The sequence below is a fragment of the Stenotrophomonas sp. 10L48 genome, assembly GCF_056395105.1.
Genome location: NZ_JBFTIX010000003.1, coordinates 224,740 through 241,758 on the forward strand (window position 1 = coordinate 224,740; position 17,019 = coordinate 241,758).

At 67.2% G+C, this 17,019-nt stretch carries 14 protein-coding genes and 1 tRNA gene; 12 read left to right on the forward strand and 3 right to left on the reverse strand.

Going from position 1 to position 17,019, the window contains the following annotated elements:
- Positions 1–27: 27 nt before the first annotated feature.
- The 6 genes from AC1DCU_RS06520 to AC1DCU_RS06545 are packed head-to-tail and all read left to right on the forward strand — an operon-like array spanning position 28 to position 7,197.
- The gene (locus AC1DCU_RS06520) at positions 28–1,623 is read left to right on the forward strand and encodes a ShlB/FhaC/HecB family hemolysin secretion/activation protein (RefSeq protein ID WP_032976880.1); all 1,596 of its coding nucleotides are present in this window, start codon (positions 28–30) and stop codon (positions 1,621–1,623) included.
- Between the two features lie 34 nt (positions 1,624–1,657).
- Entirely contained in the window at positions 1,658–3,463 is a 1,806-nt protein-coding gene (locus tag AC1DCU_RS06525) for a DUF2341 domain-containing protein (RefSeq protein ID WP_478014145.1), read from the forward strand.
- 11 nt (positions 3,464–3,474) lie between these two features.
- Entirely contained in the window at positions 3,475–3,888 is a 414-nt protein-coding gene (locus AC1DCU_RS06530) for an ExbD/TolR family protein (RefSeq protein ID WP_032976882.1), read from the forward strand.
- Positions 3,889–3,892: 4 nt separating this feature from the next.
- Entirely contained in the window at positions 3,893–4,585 is a 693-nt protein-coding gene (locus AC1DCU_RS06535) for a TonB family protein (RefSeq protein ID WP_235189973.1), read from the forward strand.
- A gap of 52 nt (positions 4,586–4,637) precedes the next feature.
- On the forward strand, positions 4,638–6,365 hold the full coding sequence (locus AC1DCU_RS06540; protein WP_282279535.1) for a putative porin: 1,728 nt from the start codon (positions 4,638–4,640) through the stop codon (positions 6,363–6,365).
- Between the two features lie 55 nt (positions 6,366–6,420).
- The gene (locus tag AC1DCU_RS06545) at positions 6,421–7,197 is read left to right on the forward strand and encodes a SapC family protein (RefSeq protein ID WP_235189974.1); all 777 of its coding nucleotides are present in this window, start codon (positions 6,421–6,423) and stop codon (positions 7,195–7,197) included.
- A gap of 251 nt (positions 7,198–7,448) precedes the next feature.
- On the opposite strand, the gene AC1DCU_RS06550 is transcribed toward AC1DCU_RS06545, so the two are convergent.
- Positions 7,449–7,525, reverse strand: a tRNA-Arg gene (locus AC1DCU_RS06550).
- A gap of 149 nt (positions 7,526–7,674) precedes the next feature.
- Here AC1DCU_RS06550 and ubiA point away from each other — a divergent pair.
- Both ubiA and AC1DCU_RS06560 read left to right on the forward strand, forming a co-directional pair.
- Positions 7,675–8,568: a 4-hydroxybenzoate octaprenyltransferase gene (ubiA, locus tag AC1DCU_RS06555; protein ID WP_032976885.1), complete on the forward strand. Its 894-nt coding sequence runs from the start codon at positions 7,675–7,677 to the stop codon at positions 8,566–8,568.
- 176 nt (positions 8,569–8,744) lie between these two features.
- Positions 8,745–10,169, forward strand: coding sequence for a short-chain fatty acid transporter (locus tag AC1DCU_RS06560; protein ID WP_442251330.1), 1,425 nt, complete (start codon positions 8,745–8,747; stop codon positions 10,167–10,169).
- A gap of 100 nt (positions 10,170–10,269) precedes the next feature.
- On the opposite strand, the gene AC1DCU_RS06565 is transcribed toward AC1DCU_RS06560, so the two are convergent.
- Positions 10,270–11,934 carry an AMP-binding protein gene (locus tag AC1DCU_RS06565; protein ID WP_442251331.1) on the reverse strand — a complete coding sequence of 555 codons (1,665 nt, stop codon included), beginning with the start codon at positions 11,932–11,934 and terminating at the stop codon, positions 10,270–10,272.
- A 310-nt stretch (positions 11,935–12,244) separates the two neighbouring features.
- Between AC1DCU_RS06565 and AC1DCU_RS06570 the strand changes: the two genes are divergently transcribed.
- Positions 12,245–12,406, forward strand: a complete 162-nt coding sequence (locus AC1DCU_RS06570; protein ID WP_164745118.1) for a hypothetical protein — start codon at positions 12,245–12,247, stop codon at positions 12,404–12,406.
- Positions 12,407–12,460: 54 nt separating this feature from the next.
- Here AC1DCU_RS06570 and AC1DCU_RS06575 read toward each other — a convergent pair whose 3' ends face one another.
- Positions 12,461–13,087, reverse strand: coding sequence for a YiiX/YebB-like N1pC/P60 family cysteine hydrolase (locus tag AC1DCU_RS06575; protein WP_032976963.1), 627 nt, complete (start codon positions 13,085–13,087; stop codon positions 12,461–12,463).
- A gap of 81 nt (positions 13,088–13,168) precedes the next feature.
- On the opposite strand from AC1DCU_RS06575, the gene AC1DCU_RS06580 reads away from it, so the two are divergent.
- The 3 genes from AC1DCU_RS06580 (at position 13,169) to AC1DCU_RS06590 (ending at position 17,019) form a co-directional block, all read left to right on the forward strand.
- Positions 13,169–13,693 (forward strand): hypothetical protein, encoded by a 525-nt coding sequence (locus AC1DCU_RS06580; RefSeq protein ID WP_032976888.1) that lies wholly within the window; start codon positions 13,169–13,171, stop codon positions 13,691–13,693.
- A gap of 72 nt (positions 13,694–13,765) precedes the next feature.
- Entirely contained in the window at positions 13,766–15,610 is a 1,845-nt protein-coding gene (locus tag AC1DCU_RS06585) for a M3 family metallopeptidase (protein WP_312962741.1), read from the forward strand.
- On the forward strand, positions 15,607–17,019 hold the full coding sequence (locus AC1DCU_RS06590) for a TPM domain-containing protein (RefSeq protein ID WP_478013580.1): 1,413 nt from the start codon (positions 15,607–15,609) through the stop codon (positions 17,017–17,019). The genes AC1DCU_RS06585 and AC1DCU_RS06590 overlap by 4 nt, the downstream gene beginning before the upstream one ends.

Consider the following 17,019-nt stretch of genomic DNA (forward strand, 5'->3'; position numbering starts at 1 on the left):
CCACTTTTCCGCATTGAGACGCCACTGATGTTCTTCCCGACCAAGGCAGGGGCCTGGGCGCCCTTGCCGCTGTGCCTGATGTGTGTGATTCCGTTGGCCGCCGCGCAGGAGCAGGCGCCCACCAACGCGCCGCCCGCCGCCCGCGTCAACATCAACGAGTACCTTGTGCGTGGCAACAGCGTGCTGGATGCGCGCGAGATCGAACGCGCAGTCACCCCGTACCTCGGCCCGGACCGCACATTGCAGGATGTCGAGGCAGCGCGGCTGGCCCTGCAGACCGCCTACCAGGGCAAGGGCTACCAGTCGGTGTATGTCGAGCTGCCCGAACAGCAGGTCAGCGGCGGCGTGGTGATCCTGCAGGTCAGCGAGACCCGCGTCGGTGAGGTCAAGGTGGTCGGTGCGCAGCACAATGATCCGCAGCGGCTGCGCGCCCGCGTTCCCGCCCTGCAGGCCGGGGTGGTGCCGGACTTCGCCCAGGCACAGGCGCAGCTGACCGAACTCAACCGCAACGGCAAGCGTCAGGTGATCCCGCTCGTCAAACCCGGTGCCGACGGCCGCATGGATGTCGAACTCAAGGTGGATGATGCGTCGCCGTGGCGTTACAGCGCCAGCGTCAACAACGACCACAGCGTCGACACCGAGCCGCTGCGCAGCACCCTCAGCATCGGCAACGACAACCTGTGGCAGCGCGACCACACCGCCTCGCTCACCTTCTTTGCCGCCCCGCAGGACCTGGACCAGGCCAACGTGCTGTCGGCTTCCTACGGCCTGCCGCTGGCCGGGCCCGACTGGATGCTGGAACTGTCCGGCTACCGCTCCGACAGCAACGTGGTTTCCAGCGGCCAGACCAACGTGACCGGCAAGGGCCATGCGCTGGGCCTGAAGCTCAACCACACCTTGCCGATGGCCGGTGCGTGGTGGCACCAGTTGTCAGCCGGCATCGACTTCAAGGACCTGGACGAATCGGTGGCGATGGTCGGCCAGGCCTCCGATTTCGCGCCGCTCAAATACGCGCCGATCACCTTCGCCTACAGCGGCTTCCGCCAAGGCGAAAAGCATCAGCTCAGTGTCAACCTGCAGATGGTGTTCGGCACCCGCAGCCTGCTTGGCTACGGCAGTTCCGGCGATGAGTTCGATTGGAAACGCGCCTACGCCGATCCGAGCTTCTTCGCGGTCAAGGCCGACCTCAGCGATACCTACACCCTCGACAGCGGCGCGCAGTGGTTCGTCCGCATGTCGGCGCAGATGACCGACCAGCCGCTGGTGTCGGGCGAACAGTTCGCGGCCGGTGGCATGTACACCACGCGCGGCTACCGCTCGGCCGAAGGCATCGGCGACTACGGTGCGCTGGCCACGCTGGAATGGCGCACCCGTCCCTTCAGCCTGTGGGGGCTGCAGGACTGGCGCTTCTACACGTTCATTGATGGCGCCTGGCTGGGCCTGCGCCGGCCGTTGCCCGAACAGACCGACAGCAACTGGATGTCGGCCGTCGGCGTCGGCAGCAGCCTGCGCATCACCGACCACTTCAACCTGCGCCTGGATTACGGCCGCACGCTCAGCGACGGGCCCACCACCACCAAGGGCGCCAATCGCCTGCACATCAGCCTCGGCACCAGCTACTGAGCCCGGCTTTTCCGAATTCCCTGGAGATATTCCCATGCAACGCGTTCTTGCCCTGTTGTTGTTCTGCCTGAGCCTGTCCGCGCTCGGCACTGCCCGCGCCGATACGCCGTGGTGGCAGGCCGAGTGGAAGTACCGCAAATCGATCACTCTGGATGCGGGCCCGGGCGGTGCTGCGCTCGGCGGCAATCTGGGGCGCACCCCAGTGCTGGTGCGCCTGCACACCGGCAACTTCGCCTTCGATGGCGTGGCCGAAGGTGGCAAGGACATCCGTTTCGTCGGTGCGGATGGCCACACGGTGCTGAACCACCAGATCGAGCAGTACGACGCCGGCCTGGGCATGGCGCTGATCTGGGTGGATGTGCCCAGCCTCAGCGGCACCGCACCGCAGACCGTATGGATGTACTACGGCAACGGCAATGCACCGGCTGCCAGCAATGGCCAGCGCGTGTTCGATCCGGATTACAGCGCGGTTCTTCACTTCGCCGACAGCGGCAATGAAGCACACGACACCACCGCCTACGCCAACCCGGCCAGCGGCGCGTTCACCGCCGCCGACGGCGCCATCATCGGCCGCGGTGCGCGCCTGTCCGGCACGCCGCTGCAGTTGCCGGGTTCGCCGTCGCTGGCGATTGCCGCCGGCGGCGCGATGACCTTCTCGGCATGGATCAAGCCGGCCCAGCTCGGCCCGGATCAGGCCCTCTACGCGCGCCGCGAAGGCAGCAACGTGATGATCGTCGGCCTGGATAACGGCGTGCCCTACGTACGCCTCAATGATCAGCGCAGCCAGGCGGTACCGGCGTTGGTAGCAGGGCAGTGGACGCATGTGGCAGTAACGGCCAGCGAGGGCAGGGTCGTACTGTGGGTTGGCGGTCGTGAAGCGAGCCGGATCGATGCGGCATTGCCGGCCTTGGCGGGTGCGGCCCTGATCGGTGCCGATAGTGCACCGCCCGCAGGCGATGCCAGTGCAATCGCCATGGCGCAGCCGTTCCTGGGCGACATCGACGAAGTGCGCGTTTCCAAGGTCGCACGCCCGGCCGCGCTGCTGCTGGCCGACGCAACTGCGCAGGGCGCCGAGTCGCGCCTGCTGACCTTTGGTGAGGATGAGCAGTCGGCTGGCGTCAGCCACTTCGGTTTCATCCTCAAGGCAATGCCGGTGGATGCGTGGGTGGTGGTGGTGGTGCTGGGCCTGATGATGCTGRTGTCGTGGGCGATCATGATCGCCAAGAGCCGCTACTTTGGCACCGTGGCCCGCGCCAACCTGGCGTTCTCCGAACAGTACCGCAAGGTGGCCGGTGCACCGGTGGCTGCCCTGCAGCAGGTGGAGCGCAGCGGCGTGCTGGCACCGCACGTGCGCGACAACTCCACACTGTGGAAGCTGTACCGCATCGCGATGGAGGAAATGGATGGTCGCGGTTCGCACCATCATGGCCTGACCGCCGCGGCGATCACCTCGATCCGTGCGTCGATGGATGCAGAAGTGACCCGTGAAAGCGAGCGCATGTCCAAGCGCATGAACTGGCTGTCCACAACCATCGAAGGCGCACCGTACGTGGGTCTGTTCGGCACCGTGATCGGCATCATGCTGGTGTTCGTGGTGGCCGCGATGGCCGGCGCGGTGGACATCAACTCGGTGGCACCGGGCATGGCCGCCGCACTGCTGTGCACCGCCGCGGGCCTTGGCGTCGCCATCCCTGCATTGTTCGGCTACAACTGGTTGGCATCGCGCGCCGAAGCGATCGCCGCCGACATGTCGGTGTTCGTCGATGAATTCACCGCGCGCCTCGCCGAAGAGTTCGACCGCAGCGAACCGGCCGCCGTCGCGCGTCCGGCGCTGGCCTGAGGGGCATCGCCATGGCCAGGGCAAAGCGGTTCGGCATCAAGAAGCGCGAAAAAGGCATCAATGTCACGCCTTTCGTCGACGTGCTGCTGGTGGTGCTGGTGATCTTCATCCTCACCAGCAACGCCTCCATTCCAGGCATCCAGGTGAACCTGCCCAAGGCCAGCTCCAGCATGGCCCTGGAAAAGCCCAAGACCAAGGCCATCACCGTGGACAACAACGGCCAGGTGTTCCTGGATGCCTATCCGGTGAACCTGGCCGAACTGGAAGACCGGCTGCGCACCGAGAAGGCGCTGACCCCGGATTTTCCGGTGATCGTGCGCGGCGACGCGCAGGTGCAGTACGCCCGTGTGGTCGAGGTGCTGGATCTGTTGCGTCGCATCGATCTGAACCAGGTGGGCCTGGTCACCGGGAAAGTGCAGGGGTGAACACGTGACCTCACTCCACTCCCACGCCAACCACGCGGTTCCCGCATGGCGGCGCTGGTGGCCCTGGCTGGTGGTGCCCGCCGCTGTCGCGCTGTTGGCGCTGCTGGTGTGGCTGCTGCTGTTCAGGAACACAGCCAGTACGCGGCGGCCGGTGGCCGAGGTGCCGATGGTGATGTTGCCGCCCCCGCCGCCCCCGCCCCCACCGGAACCTGAGCGCGAGCCGGAAGCCAAGCCGGAAGAGGTGATGCCCGAGCCGGAGCCGCTGGACGAAGTGCCCAAGCCGACCGAAGAGGCGCCCACCCCGGACACCGCCGACCCGGTGACCATGGATGCCGATGCGCAGGCCGGCGGCGACAGCTTCGGCATCCAGTCCGGCAGCGGCGGTGGCCGCAGTGGCACCGGCAGTGGTGGCGCCGGCAATGCCAGCTACGGCCGTTACCTGGGCTATGTGCTGCAGCAGGCCGTGGCGCGCGATGAGCAGGTGCGACGGTTGGCGTTCCAGCTGACGGTCAACATCTGGCTGGACGCCGACGGCGCGGTGAGCCGTGTCGAACTGCTGCGTGGCAGCGGCAATGCCGATGCCGACGACCGCGTACTGCAGGCGATCCGCGCAGTTGGCCGCATCGACGAGCGTCCCCCGGCATCGCTGGATTTCCCCGCGCGCGTGCTGGTACAGGGCCGACGCCCCGGCGGGTGAATGCTGCCATGACGCTCTTTCCATCGAATTCCCTTTTTCTGCGAGCAAGCCGATGACCCGTTCCAACTCCTTCCCCGTGCTGCGGCACCTGCGTCGCTCTGCCGTGGCCACCGGCATCGTGCTGGCACTGGCCAGCGGCGGTGTCCACGCCCAGCAGGGCGGTGGCGAAAGCACCATGATCAAGCTGATCCGTGGCCTGATGGACAGTGGCGCACTGACCCCGGAAGCCGGCCAGGCATTGCTGCTGGAAGCACAGCGCGATGCGGCCGCATCTACCACGGCCAGCACCGCCGCCGGTACGGCCCAGGCCGGCGATGTGCGCGTGCCGTACATCCCGCAGACCGTGCGCGATGAGATCCGCGATGAGCTCAAGGCCAGCGTGATGACCGAAGCGAAGGCCAATGGCTGGGCAGCACCTGACCAGGTGCCGGAGTGGACCCAGCGCCTGCGCGTGCAGGGCGATGTGCGTGTGCGCAACGAGAGTCGCCTGTATTCCGAACGCAACAGCGACATCGAAGTGGATTGGGCACGCATCAATGCTGGCAATGGCTACGACGTCAACGGCAATACCCATCTGGGCCTGCCGCCGCTGCGCAACAACCGCCAGGACCGCAACAACTCCTGGCGTATCCGCGCCCGGCTGGGCGTGGTGGCCGATCTGGGCGAACACACCCGCGCCGGCGTGCGTTTGGCCACCGGCAACGACAATGGTCCGGTGTCCTCCACCCAGACGCTGGGCGGTGGCTTGGCCAAGAAGGATGTCTGGCTGGACCAGGCCTGGTTGTCGTGGGCGCCAGTGCAGGGGCTGGAAGTGATCGGTGGTCGCTTCGGCAATCCGTACTGGTCCACCGACACCCTGTTCTCCAACGATCTCAACTTCGATGGCGTGGCGTTCAAGTACCGCCAGGCATTGGGTGATGGCGGCCTCTCGCTGTTCGCAACGCTGGGGCTGACTCCGCTGGAGTATTCCTCCGACGGCTTCCCCAACACCAGCCAGAGCAAGATGAAGAGCGAGAACAAGTGGCTCAACGGTCTGCAGGTGGGCGCGGACTGGCAGTTCGGCAACGAGCAGAAGCTGCGCGCGGCGGTCGGTTACTTCGACTTCCGCAACATCGCCGGCGAGTACTCGCAGCCCTGCGCGCTGTATGCCGGTGCCGATTTCTGCAGCAGCGACTGGTCGCGCCCGGCGTTCATGCAGAAGGGCAACACCCTGATGCTGCTGCGTAACATCGCGCTGAATCCGCTGGACCCAGCCAACACGCCGATGCCGCAGTACGTGGGCCTGGCATCGGAGTTCGAGCTGCTGGACCTCAACCTGGCGTGGGAAACACCGCTGTTCGCTGGATACGCGTTGCGTCTGGAAGGCCACGGCATCAAGAACCTGGCCTTCGACCGCAACGCCATGTGGCGTCGCGCGCAGGGCGGCATCGTCACCAACCTGGCCACCGCCGCCAACGGCGTGGCCGGGCCACAGGACATCGACAGTGGCGACATGGCCTACATGGCGCAGGCTACGTTCGGCCACCTCGCGCTGAAGCAGGCCGGCGACTGGAACCTGTGGCTGGGCTACAAGCGCCTTGAGGCCGATGCACTGCCCGATGCCTACAACGATTCCAACTTCCACCTGGGCGGCACCAATGCCAAGGGCTACTACCTGGGCAGCTCCTACATGTTCGACAGGAACGTGTCGCTGACCGGACGCTGGATGGCGGCCAAGGAGATCACTGGTGCGCCGCAGTCCATCGACGTGTTCCAGCTGGAAGTGAACGCTGGCTTCTGACGTGACGGCCGGCGTTCGCGCCGGCCGCTTCCCCGCACTCTGGATGCAAACCGAAATGATCGAAGACTCCCAACTGTCCGTAGCCGAGAGTGATGCCGTGGACGCGCTGTCCGCGCAGGACGCCGTTGGCCCGATGTACCCGCCGCTGTACCGCGCGCCGGTAATGCTGTCCTCGCGCGACCATGCGCGCTGGCGCCTGTTGCCTGGCGATGCCGCCTTCGCTGCGGCCAGCCATGCCGTGCCACTGGTGCTGGGCGAATTTGCCGCTGCTGCGCGTTGCTACCCGCTGGTGTTTGTCGGCGAAGAAGCCGCGCCGGTGGCCGTGCTGGGTCTGGAGGCCGAGCACAATCGTTTCGTGGTGGCCGACCGATGGCAGAGCGGCGCCTATGTGCCGGCCTACGTGCGCCGCTACCCCTTCGTGTTCGCGCGGACCGCCCAACCCGAAGGGTATGCGTTGGCCATCGATGCCGATGCAGCGATGCTGCGCACCGAGGGTGACGAAGGCCAGCCACTGTTCGAGGCCGATGGCCAGCCCAGCGGGTTGACCCGTCAGGCGTTGCAGTTCTGCGAAGCCTTCACCAGCGAAGCCGCTGCTACCGCTGCCTTCAGCGCGCAGCTGCTGGCCTCGGGCGTGCTGGTGGATCGCCAGGCCGATGTAGAGCGTGCCGACGGTCGAACCTCCAGCCTTCTCGGCTTCCAGGTCGTCGATCCCGATCGTTTCGCTGCGCTGCCCGAAGCGACCGTCATCGCCTGGCATCGGCAGGGCTGGTTGGCGCCGTTGCATTTCCACCTGGCCTCGCTGGCGCGCTTCAACGACCTGCTGAACGGCTGACACCTTCACCGGGATACTGGACAGGCGCACGACACGGATGTCGAAGGCCGCGCGCGATGCGTGGCCTGCTGCCCCCCAGGCAGGTGGGAAGACCTCGCCCTGGCATGGCTGCACCCTGTCCGGATCCCGACCTTTGTGCTGCGAAGGATCGGCTCTGCAGCGTCGAGCCGTGCTCGACTGGCCTCAACACGAATGCACGCTTCAGCGTTCCCGGCCAGACAGCGGCCAGGTTGAAATCGTCGCAGGGAAGATGGCGCGCCCGGAGGGATTCGAACCCCCGACCAATGGCTTCGGAAGCCACTACTCTATCCGGCTGAGCTACGAGCGCGTGGTGGAACCGCCGCGCCGTCGGCCAGGGCCGGGGCGGGCATCGCAACGCAATGAGGCGGTGCGGGATGGGCATTCTATCCAGTTTCGCCGCACAAATCTCCCCCCGCCGGCAAAGTCGGTCCGAAGGCACAGGAGTATCCTAGTGTCATGGCTGATACCCCCCTTTCCGCGCCGCATCCGGCGCCGACGCCGCGTTGGCGGCATTACTGGTCCCTGATGCGCGCCGATCGCCCGATCGGCACGCTGCTGCTGCTGTGGCCCACCTGGTGGGCGTTGTGGCTGGCCGCTGGCGGCCTGCCGCCGCTGTGGACCCTGTTCGTGTTCACCGCTGGCGTCTGGCTGACCCGCTCGGCCGGTTGCGTCATCAACGACTACGCCGACCGCTGGCTCGACCCGCACGTAGAGCGCACCAAGGCGCGACCGCTGGTGACCGGCGCAATCAGCGGCCGGGCGGCGCTGGTGCTGTTCGCGGTGCTGATGCTGGTGGCCTTCGGCCTGGTGCTGACCCTGAACGGCCTGACCATCGCCCTGAGCTTCATCGGCGTGTTCCTGGCGGCCAGCTATCCCTACCTGAAGCGCTACACCCATCTGCCGCAGGTCTACCTGGGCATGTCCTTCGGCTGGGGCATCCCGATGGCCTTCGCCGCCGTGCAGGGCGAGGTGCCGATGCTGGGCTGGCTGCTGTATGCCGGCAACATCCTGTGGTCCACCGCCTACGACACGTGGTACGCCATGGTCGACCGCGAAGACGACCTGAAGATGGGTTCGCACTCCACTGCGATCCTGTTCGGCGATCTGGACCTGGTCATCCAGGGCGTGCTGTACGCGCTGTTCCTGGCCACGATGGCGCTGGTGGGCGTGCGCGGCGGGCTGGGTGGGTACTACCTGGCCGGCGTCGCGGTGGCGACGCTGCTGGTGGTGTACGAGTTCTGGATCTGCCGCAACCGCGAGCGTGGGCCGTGCTTCAAGGCCTTCCTGCACAACAACTGGGTGGGTGCCGCGCTGTTTGCCGGTATCGCCGTGGATCTGGCGCTGCGTTGAGAAGGCCGCCGGGCATGGCCCGGCGCTACCCGGCGCCCATGTGCACGGGTCGGAATCCTCGGTCGAACTGGTAGCGCCGGGCCATGCCCGGCGGGCGGCCACCTACGACCAATAGGTGGCTGACAGCCCGCACCCCACCGCCCAGAATCAGGCCATCGAACCTGGGAGGGTAGGTGATGGCCTCGACGGCAACAGTACAGGACGGCTGGATGGCGCGCGCCGCGCTGCGCTCGGCCGCCTGGGCGGAAAAGTGGTTCCCCGATGCGTACGTATTCGCGGTGCTCGGCGTGGTCATCGTCGCGCTGGCGGCGATGGGCTTCGGCGCCACCCCGCGGGCCACCGCCAGCGCCTTCGGCGACGGCTTCTGGAGCCTGATTCCCTTCACCATGCAGATGGCCTTCGTGGTCATCGGTGGTTATGCGGTAGCCACTGCACCGGTGGTCGCGCGCTTCATCGACTACCTGGCCCGGGTGCCACGCACCGGTCGTGGTGCCGTGGTGTACGTCGGCCTGGTCAGCATGCTGGCCTCGCTGCTCAGCTGGGGCTTCTCGCTGGTGTTCGGCGGCCTGCTGGTGCGCGCGCTGGCCCGCCGCACCGAGCTGCGCATGGACTATCGGGCTGCCGGTGCCTCGGCCTACCTGGGCCTGGGCGCGGTGTGGGCGATGGGCCTGAGTTCGTCGGCGGCACAGCTGCAGGCCAACCCGGCCAGCATGCCGCCGGGGCTGCTGGAGATCACCGGCGTGCTGCCGTTCACCGAAACCATCTTCCTGTGGCAGTCGATCGCGCTGACCTCGGTGTTGATCGTGGTTTCGCTGCTGATCGCCTGGCTGACCGCGCCGGCCGCCGGCAGTGCGCGTACCGCCGAAGATTTCCCCGGCGCGGCGCAGGCCGAACCGGAGCCGCTGCAGCGCCGCACCCGCCCGGGCGAATGGCTGGAGTACAGCCCGTTGTTGACCGTGCTGCTTTCGCTGCTGGCCTTCGGCTGGCTGTTCAACGAGTTCGCCAACAAGCCATTGGTCAGCGCGATCGCCAACCTCAACACCTACAACTTCATGTTCATCTCGCTGGGCCTGCTGCTGCACTGGCGCCCGCGCAGCTTCCTCAACGCGGTGGCCAAGGCGGTACCGAGCACCACCGGTGTGCTGATCCAGTTCCCGCTGTACGGCGGCATCGCGATGATCCTCACCCACGCTGCCGGTGGCGACGGTGAGACGCTGGCGCACCGGCTGTCGAGCCTGTTCGTGCACGTGGCCAGCACCGATACGTTCGCGCTGGTGATGGGCGTGTACTCGGCGGTGCTGGGCTTCTTCGTACCGTCCGGTGGCGGCAAGTGGATCATCGAAGCGCCCTACGTGATGCAGGCCGCGAACGAGCTGAAGGCGCACCTGGGCTGGGCGGTGCAGGTCTACAACGCGGCCGAAGCGCTGCCGAACCTGATCAATCCGTTCTGGATGCTGCCACTGCTGGGCGTGCTCGGCCTGAAGGCCCGCGACATCGTCGGCTTCACGTTCATCCAGCTGCTGGTGCACATCCCGCTGGTGCTGGGGTTGCTGTGGCTGCTGGGCATGACCCTGGCCTACGTGCCGCCGGTGATGCCGTAGCGCAAGCACGGGGTCATGTGGGGTCAGAACCTCTCCGCTGGAGAGGATCCGACCCGGGGTCAGATCCCTTTCGAAGGAAGGGCTCTGACCCCGGAGACCCTCAGCCAGCCGCCGCCTGCTTCTCGATCTCGGCCTTGCGCAGCAGGAAGCGCTGCAGCTTGCCGCTGGGCGTCTTCGGTAGTTCCGTCACGAACGCCATTTGGCGCGGGTACGCATGGGCGGACAGCCGGCGTCGCACATGCTGCTGCAGTTCCTGGGCCAGCGTGTCGCTGCCGCTGAACCCCGCGCGCAGGATCACGAACGCCTTGACGATCTCGGTGCGCTCTGGATCGGGTACGCCGATCACCGCCGTTTCCGCCACCGCAGGGTGTTCCATCAGCACGCTCTCCACATCGAATGGACCGATGCGATAGCCCGAGGAGGTGATCAGGTCGTCCGAGCGACCGATGAAACTGATCGAGCCGTCGTCCTCGCATTCCACCGAATCACCGGTGAGGTAGTAGCGATCGCCCAGCGCCGGTGTGTCGGCACCGTAGTAGCCGGTGAACCACATGATCGGCGACTGCTGCAGGTCTATGGCGAGGATGCCGGGCGTGCGCGGCGGCAGTTCGTTGCCGGCATCATCCAGTACCGCCACGCGGTAACCGGGCATCGCAAAGCCCGATGATCCCGATCGCACGGCGTGGTTCAGTGCGTGGTGGTTGTTGACCACCATGCCGGTCTCGGTCTGGCCGTAGTGGTCGAGCACCGTGGTGCCCAGATGGGCGGCGAACCAACGGGCGATCTCCGGGTTCAGCGGTTCGCCGGCGCTGCTCACCACCCGCAGCTTGCCGTTGATGGCCGCACTGGCCTCGGGCCCGGCGGCGATGATCTGCCGGTACGCTGTGGGCGAGCCGGCAAGATTGGTGACACCCAGCCGCGCGACGATGTCGTTCAGCCCCTGCACGCTGAAACCGGCTTCGCTGAAGGTGGTGGCCTGGCCCAGCAGCAGCGGGCCGATCACGGCGTAATACAGCCCATAGGCCCAGCCGGGATCGGCGATGTTCCAGAACACGTCCTCTGGGCGCAGGTCCACGGCCAACTGCATGTAACTGGCAAAGGCCAGCAATGCGCGCAGCGGCACCGGCACGCCCTTGGGGCTGCCGGTGGTGCCGGAGGTGGACAGCAGTGCCATCAGCGCATCGCCGCGCAGCATCACCGGCGCGAAATCAGGTGCAGCATCGGCGGTGCGTGCGGTCCAGTCGATGTCGCCGGCACGTAGTGTCTGCTCCGGTGCCAGGAGGGTGGCGACCGGCGGGCAGCCATCGACCTCGTCCAGCTTGCTGCGGTTTGCGCTGTCGGTCACCACCAATGCGGTGCGCCCGGTTTTCAACCGTGTTTCGATGGCCTTGGGGCCGAACGCAGTGAACAGCGGCTGGTAGATCGCACCCACCCGCCAGGTGCCGAGGATGGTCGCCAGCAGGTCCGGTGTACGCGGCAGCAGGCCGGCCACCACATCGCCCTTGCCGATGCCCTGCGCGGCCAGCACCTGGGCAACACGCGCAGAGGCATCGCGCAGGTCCTCGAAGGTGTACCGATGCAGGGCACCGTGGGCGTCCACCCAGCGCAGCGCCAGCGCATTGCGGCCGCAGTGGCGGTCGCAGCACTCCACGCAGGCGTTGATGCCGGTCTGCAGGTCACCGTGCAACTGTCGCTGTCCGCGCTCGATGCTGAAATCGGCCAGTGCCTGTTCGTAGGCGGGGCGTGCTGCAGTGTCGCGGGCCATGCGCATCTCCGGGGTGACGTCATTCCGACGATAGGCGGCGGCCCTGCATGCTGCAAATGGGACCATGGGCGTAGGCCGCCGCTGCGCGCGCCGCGGCGGACAAGAACGCTGAATGCGTTCGTTTCCGGCTGCAGCATGACGACATGCCAAACCCGCATGAATCCTTCAGTCGCTTGTGCCGCAAGGGCTGGCGCCGGTTCATTCACGCACGTACACATGGGTGTAGCCCGCTCACAACGCATGGTTAACCAATCGCTGCCGACGATGGCCCCGTCCACCGCATTCCGCGCGTGGCATTTGGAGATCGGACATGGCACAGCAGAACCAGAACCCGAACCAGAAGCAGCAGGGCCAGCAGAACCAGCAGGATCAGCAGCAGGGGCGCGGCCGCGACCAGCAGCAGCAACAGCAGCAGGAGCAGCAGAAGCGCAACCAGAACCAGCAGCAGGGCGGGCAGGACGAGGAAGAGTGATCCTGGCAGCCGCCATCCATCACCGACGAAGCCCCGCCCCGCGCGGGGCTTCGCTTATTCCAGCACGCCGATCCGCTGCAGCACCGGTGCTGCAGCCATGTCGTTGGGGTTGGTACCGGGCAGGCCCTGCGGCACCTCCATGCCCATGCCGCGATACAGATCAACCCAGTGCCGGGAGATCTCACCGGTCTGCGGGTTGCGGAAGTTCATCGGCTGCAGTGCGAACACATGGTGCGCACGGAACGCGCGCTCGATGAAATCCGAGCAGTAGTAACTGTCGTCGTTCAACACGTAGGCAGTGTTGTACGGTTTGCCCAGCATCGTGCGCGCGGTGGCCACGGCATCGGCGATGGCATTGTCCGGCGGCGCACGCAGGCGATAGACCACGATCTGCCGCTGCTTGCCTTTCGCGTCCTCGCGGAACTGTTCCAGCGTCTGCCGGCGCGAGCCCTTCTCATCGGCGTGCAGCACCTCCCAGCCCTGCGGTGCGGAAGCCACCAGCGCGACATGGTCGAAACTCGGCGCGCCCTGTTTTCCGGTCGCATCGTCGATGGCCGCACTCAGGCCGCCATGGCCGGCGGTGACGAACAGCAGGTCGCCGTCGCGGACGTCGACGCCCATCGCCATGGCTGGCCACAGGGCAGGCAGCAGCAGGCCGATCAGGAGCAGGAGGCGGCGCATGGGCATCTCGGACAGGCGGAAAACCGCGATTGTAGGCGGCAGGGTAGGATGACGCGACCAAACCGGAATCAGGACGATCCCATGAAACCCCGCCGTTCCCTTGTGCTGCTGGCACCCGCCCTTGGCCTTGTGCTGTCCGCCTGCACGCCTGCGCCGCAGCCCGCGCCGGCTGAAGCCCCGGCTCCTGCAGCGGCACCTGCCAGCACAGCGACGGCGGTGGAGCCGGCGCCCGCACCCGCGCCCGCAGTGGCGACCGCAGCGTGTCCCCATCCCGCGTTCGACACCTTCCTGAAGCACTTCGGCAACGAGATCACCCTGCAGGAAAAGGCCACGGCCGATCCGCTGCTGGACAGCTACGTCGACGCCGGCGCCGAGCCTGAGCCGCGCACAGTGCAACGCCCGCTGGCATTGGCCGATGTCGAATGGCCGGTGATGCCTGATCCGGCAGGGTTGGCCGGGCAGGGCCGGCAGATGCAGGTGACGGCCGTGGCTGACGGGCAGATGCAGGTGCAGATCCGCACACCGGACAGCAGCGACCAGCAGACCTATACCTTCGCGCAGAGGCCGTGCTGGACGCTGGTCAAGCGCGAAGACGAGTCGATCTGAGGCCCGATCGGGACAGGCGCGCACCGTCGGCGGCTGCTAGGCTCCAAGCTCGTTCAAGGCACGGAGACGCCGATGCAGGCCCGCAGGATGCGCACCACCACCGTTACCCTGGTCATCGCCACGCTGTGGGCGATGACCACGTCCCTCGGCGCCCACGCGCAATCGCTGCACGCTGACGATCGCGCCTACTTTCCCAGCGCCGCCGCCGAACAGACGGCACGCATTGCCCTGGGCGAGCGCGTTGAGGCGTTGCAGGGCGCCACGGCGAGCGAGCCGTCCACGCGCTTCCGCCAGGCCGAAGCGCTGCAGGCGCAGTGCCTGCGCCACCATGCGTATCTGCATCTGCAGGCTGCCCGCAACGCACGCGATCGTCGCCCGGCGCAGGCGCTGGACCAGGTGATGGGGCTGTGCAGCCGTATCGCCCGCGCTGGCAGGGCCGCCCTGCGTGAGGCACCGGCGGATGCACCCTGGTTGGCGTCCTACCGGTTCCTGCGCGACCGTGCGCTGCAGGAAGGTGCGGCGCCGGCCAATGCGCAGCTGGATGATGCCGTGGATACGCTGGCCGACCCGGCGCTGGATACCTTCGCGCGCCTGCATCGGCAGATCTTCCACAGCGCCGCATTTCCGCGCGTCGAGGGGGCTGGCCGCAGCTGGGATACCGGCGCTGACAAGCAGGCGCTGGCCCAGCACTCCGACCGTACGCTGCGTGAGGCCGGCTGGAAGGGATACTGGCAGGGCCTGCAGTCGCGCCGCGAGCCGATGGCTTCGGTGCTGCTGGGCCTGGCGCAGGTGAATGACGCCGCCGCGCGCCTGCAGGGAGACGGCTCGGCCACCGCACGTGGCTACCGCCGCATGGGCATGGATACGGCGACCGTCGACGCGACGCTGGCAGCGATCGAGCGCCACGCGGCAGACCGTCGTGCCTACCAGGACATGCTGCTGCAGCATGCTGGGCGCAGCGGCATCACGTCGCCGCAGGTCTGGGATACCACCGTGCCGGATGCCGGCTATACACCACCGGTGCTGACGCTTGAGCAGCTGCGCGATACCGCCGCCGATGCCATGCAGCACCTGGGGCCTGAGTATGTCGCCGAGCTGCGCGCGCTGCTGGACCCTGCGCACAAGCGCATGGACCTGGCCACCGTGCTGGGCAGCCGCAGCCACGACGCGTTCCAGGTAGTTGCTCCGGACATGCCGTCGCTGTTGTTCGTGGGGCTGCGCAGCGGGGATCTGGAGAGCGACGTGGAGATCGCCCATGAAGCCGGGCATGCCGTGCACGGGCAATGGATGCAACGCGGCCATGCCTCGCCGTTGCAGCGCAATGGCAGTGCGTGGCTGACCGAAGCCTTTGCCATCTACAACGAACTGCGTTTCCGTGACCAGCTGTACCAGCAGGCACAGGATCCTCGCGCCAAGGCGTACTACCTGAAATCGCTGCTGGATGACATGGTGATGCAGCTGTTCACCTCCTCCGAGGAAGCGCAGCTGGAGCAGTCGATCTACCAGGGCGTGGCTGGCAACACCCTGGGCACCGCCGACGATCTGGATGCGCTCACCGGCCAGGTGCTGGCGCGCTATGGCCAGCAGCCGCAACGCTACCCGCAGCTGCGCAGTAACTGGATCAGCAAGCGCCTGATGTACGAGGACCCGCAGTACCTGGTCAACTATCTCTACGCCGGCCTGCTGGCGGTGCAGCTGTATGTGCAGGACCAGCAGGACCCGGAGGGTTTCCGCCAGCGCTATCTGACCGTGCTGGGCGAGGGCTTTGATCGCGCACCGCAGGAACAGGTGGCGCAGTTGCTGGGACATGCACCGGACTGGCCGGCACTGGTCGACGCGGACCTGCAGGTGTTCGCGCAGAACGCTGCCCGGCTGCAGGCGCTGTATGCGCGGATCGAGGCAGGGCAGGGCACATGAGCCCGGTGCCGCAGGCGCGCGTTGCCAAGCCGTGGGCGTGGCTTGTGCTGCTGCTCTGCCTGCTGCCGCTGCTGGCGCTGGCGGCAGCCCCGGTCCCAGCGTTGAATGACCCGGTGGTGGACACCGCCAATGCGCTGTCCGCCAGCACCCGCGCCGCGCTGCGCGAGCAGGCATTGCAGCTGCAGGCACGCAAGGGCGCGCAGCTGCAGGTGCTGGTGGTGCCCAGCGTTGGCGAGGAAGGCATCGAAGCCTATGCGCAGCGGGTCTTCGACCAATGGCAGCTGGGCCGCGCCGGCGTCGATGATGGCGTGCTGCTGCTGGTGGCGGTGCAGGATCGGCGCGTACGCATCCAGACCGGTTATGGCCTGGAAGGCACCATTCCTGATGCGTATGCCGCGCGCATCATCGACAAGGCGATCGTGCCGCGGCTGCGCGAGGGAGACCTGGACCAGGGCGTGCTGGACGGCACCGCGGTGCTGGTGGCGCTGGTCGATGGTGAGGAAATGCCGCCCTGGGAAGATCCGTCGGCACGCAACGTGTTGCCCGCGGACTGGCGCACGGGGGATTCGGTCGTCGCGCTGACGTTGTTGGCGGGCTTCCTGGCCGGTCTGTGGCGATCGCCACCGCGTCTGCTGGCGACCAGGACCGAAGCCGATTTCACCGGTAACCGCCGCGAGCGGCGGCGCAAGGCACTGGCAGCCAATGCGGCGGTGCCCAGGTCAACGTGGCCGACATTGCCTGCCTGGGGCAGGCCGCTGCTGGTGACGGCGGTGATCGCCGCGGGAGGGCTTTCTGCGTCGCTGCTGCTGCCGCGCCATGTGCTGCCGGCGTTGGTCTTCGTGCTGCTGCCCGCCGTACCGGTGGCAACCCTGCTGGGCTGGTGCTGGCGTCGCAGCGGCGGCGTACGCATCGTGCTGTACGGCATGCTGGCCGTCAGCACCGGCTTCTTCGCGGTGATGCTGGTACGCGGCCAGTTGCCGCCCAGCCTTGCGCTGCACACGCTGCTGAACCTGGCGGTCGGCATCGCCGCCATGCTGGTGTTCTTCCTGGTGCAGGCCGGTCGCGCGCGTTGGCGGAAGAAGCGCAACAGCTTCGCCATCCGCTTGGTGGTGCTGGTGCTGCTGACCGGTGGCTATGCGCTGGGCGCGCTGCTGGCCATCGACCGTGCCGGCGACGAGAACGCCCGCGTGCTGGCGACGATCGTGTCCAGCATGGGCACGCTGTTCCTGTACTTCATCTGGGTGTTCACTCTGCTGCCCGGCGAAAAAGCCCGCGGCGGCCGGGGGGCGCCCAGAGGCTACCGCTCCTCGTCCAGCACCTCGTCGTCCAGTTCGTCCTCGAGCAGTTCCAGCGACTGGTCCGGTGGTGGCGGCCGCAGCGGAGGCGGTGGCGCCTCGGGCAGCTGGTAA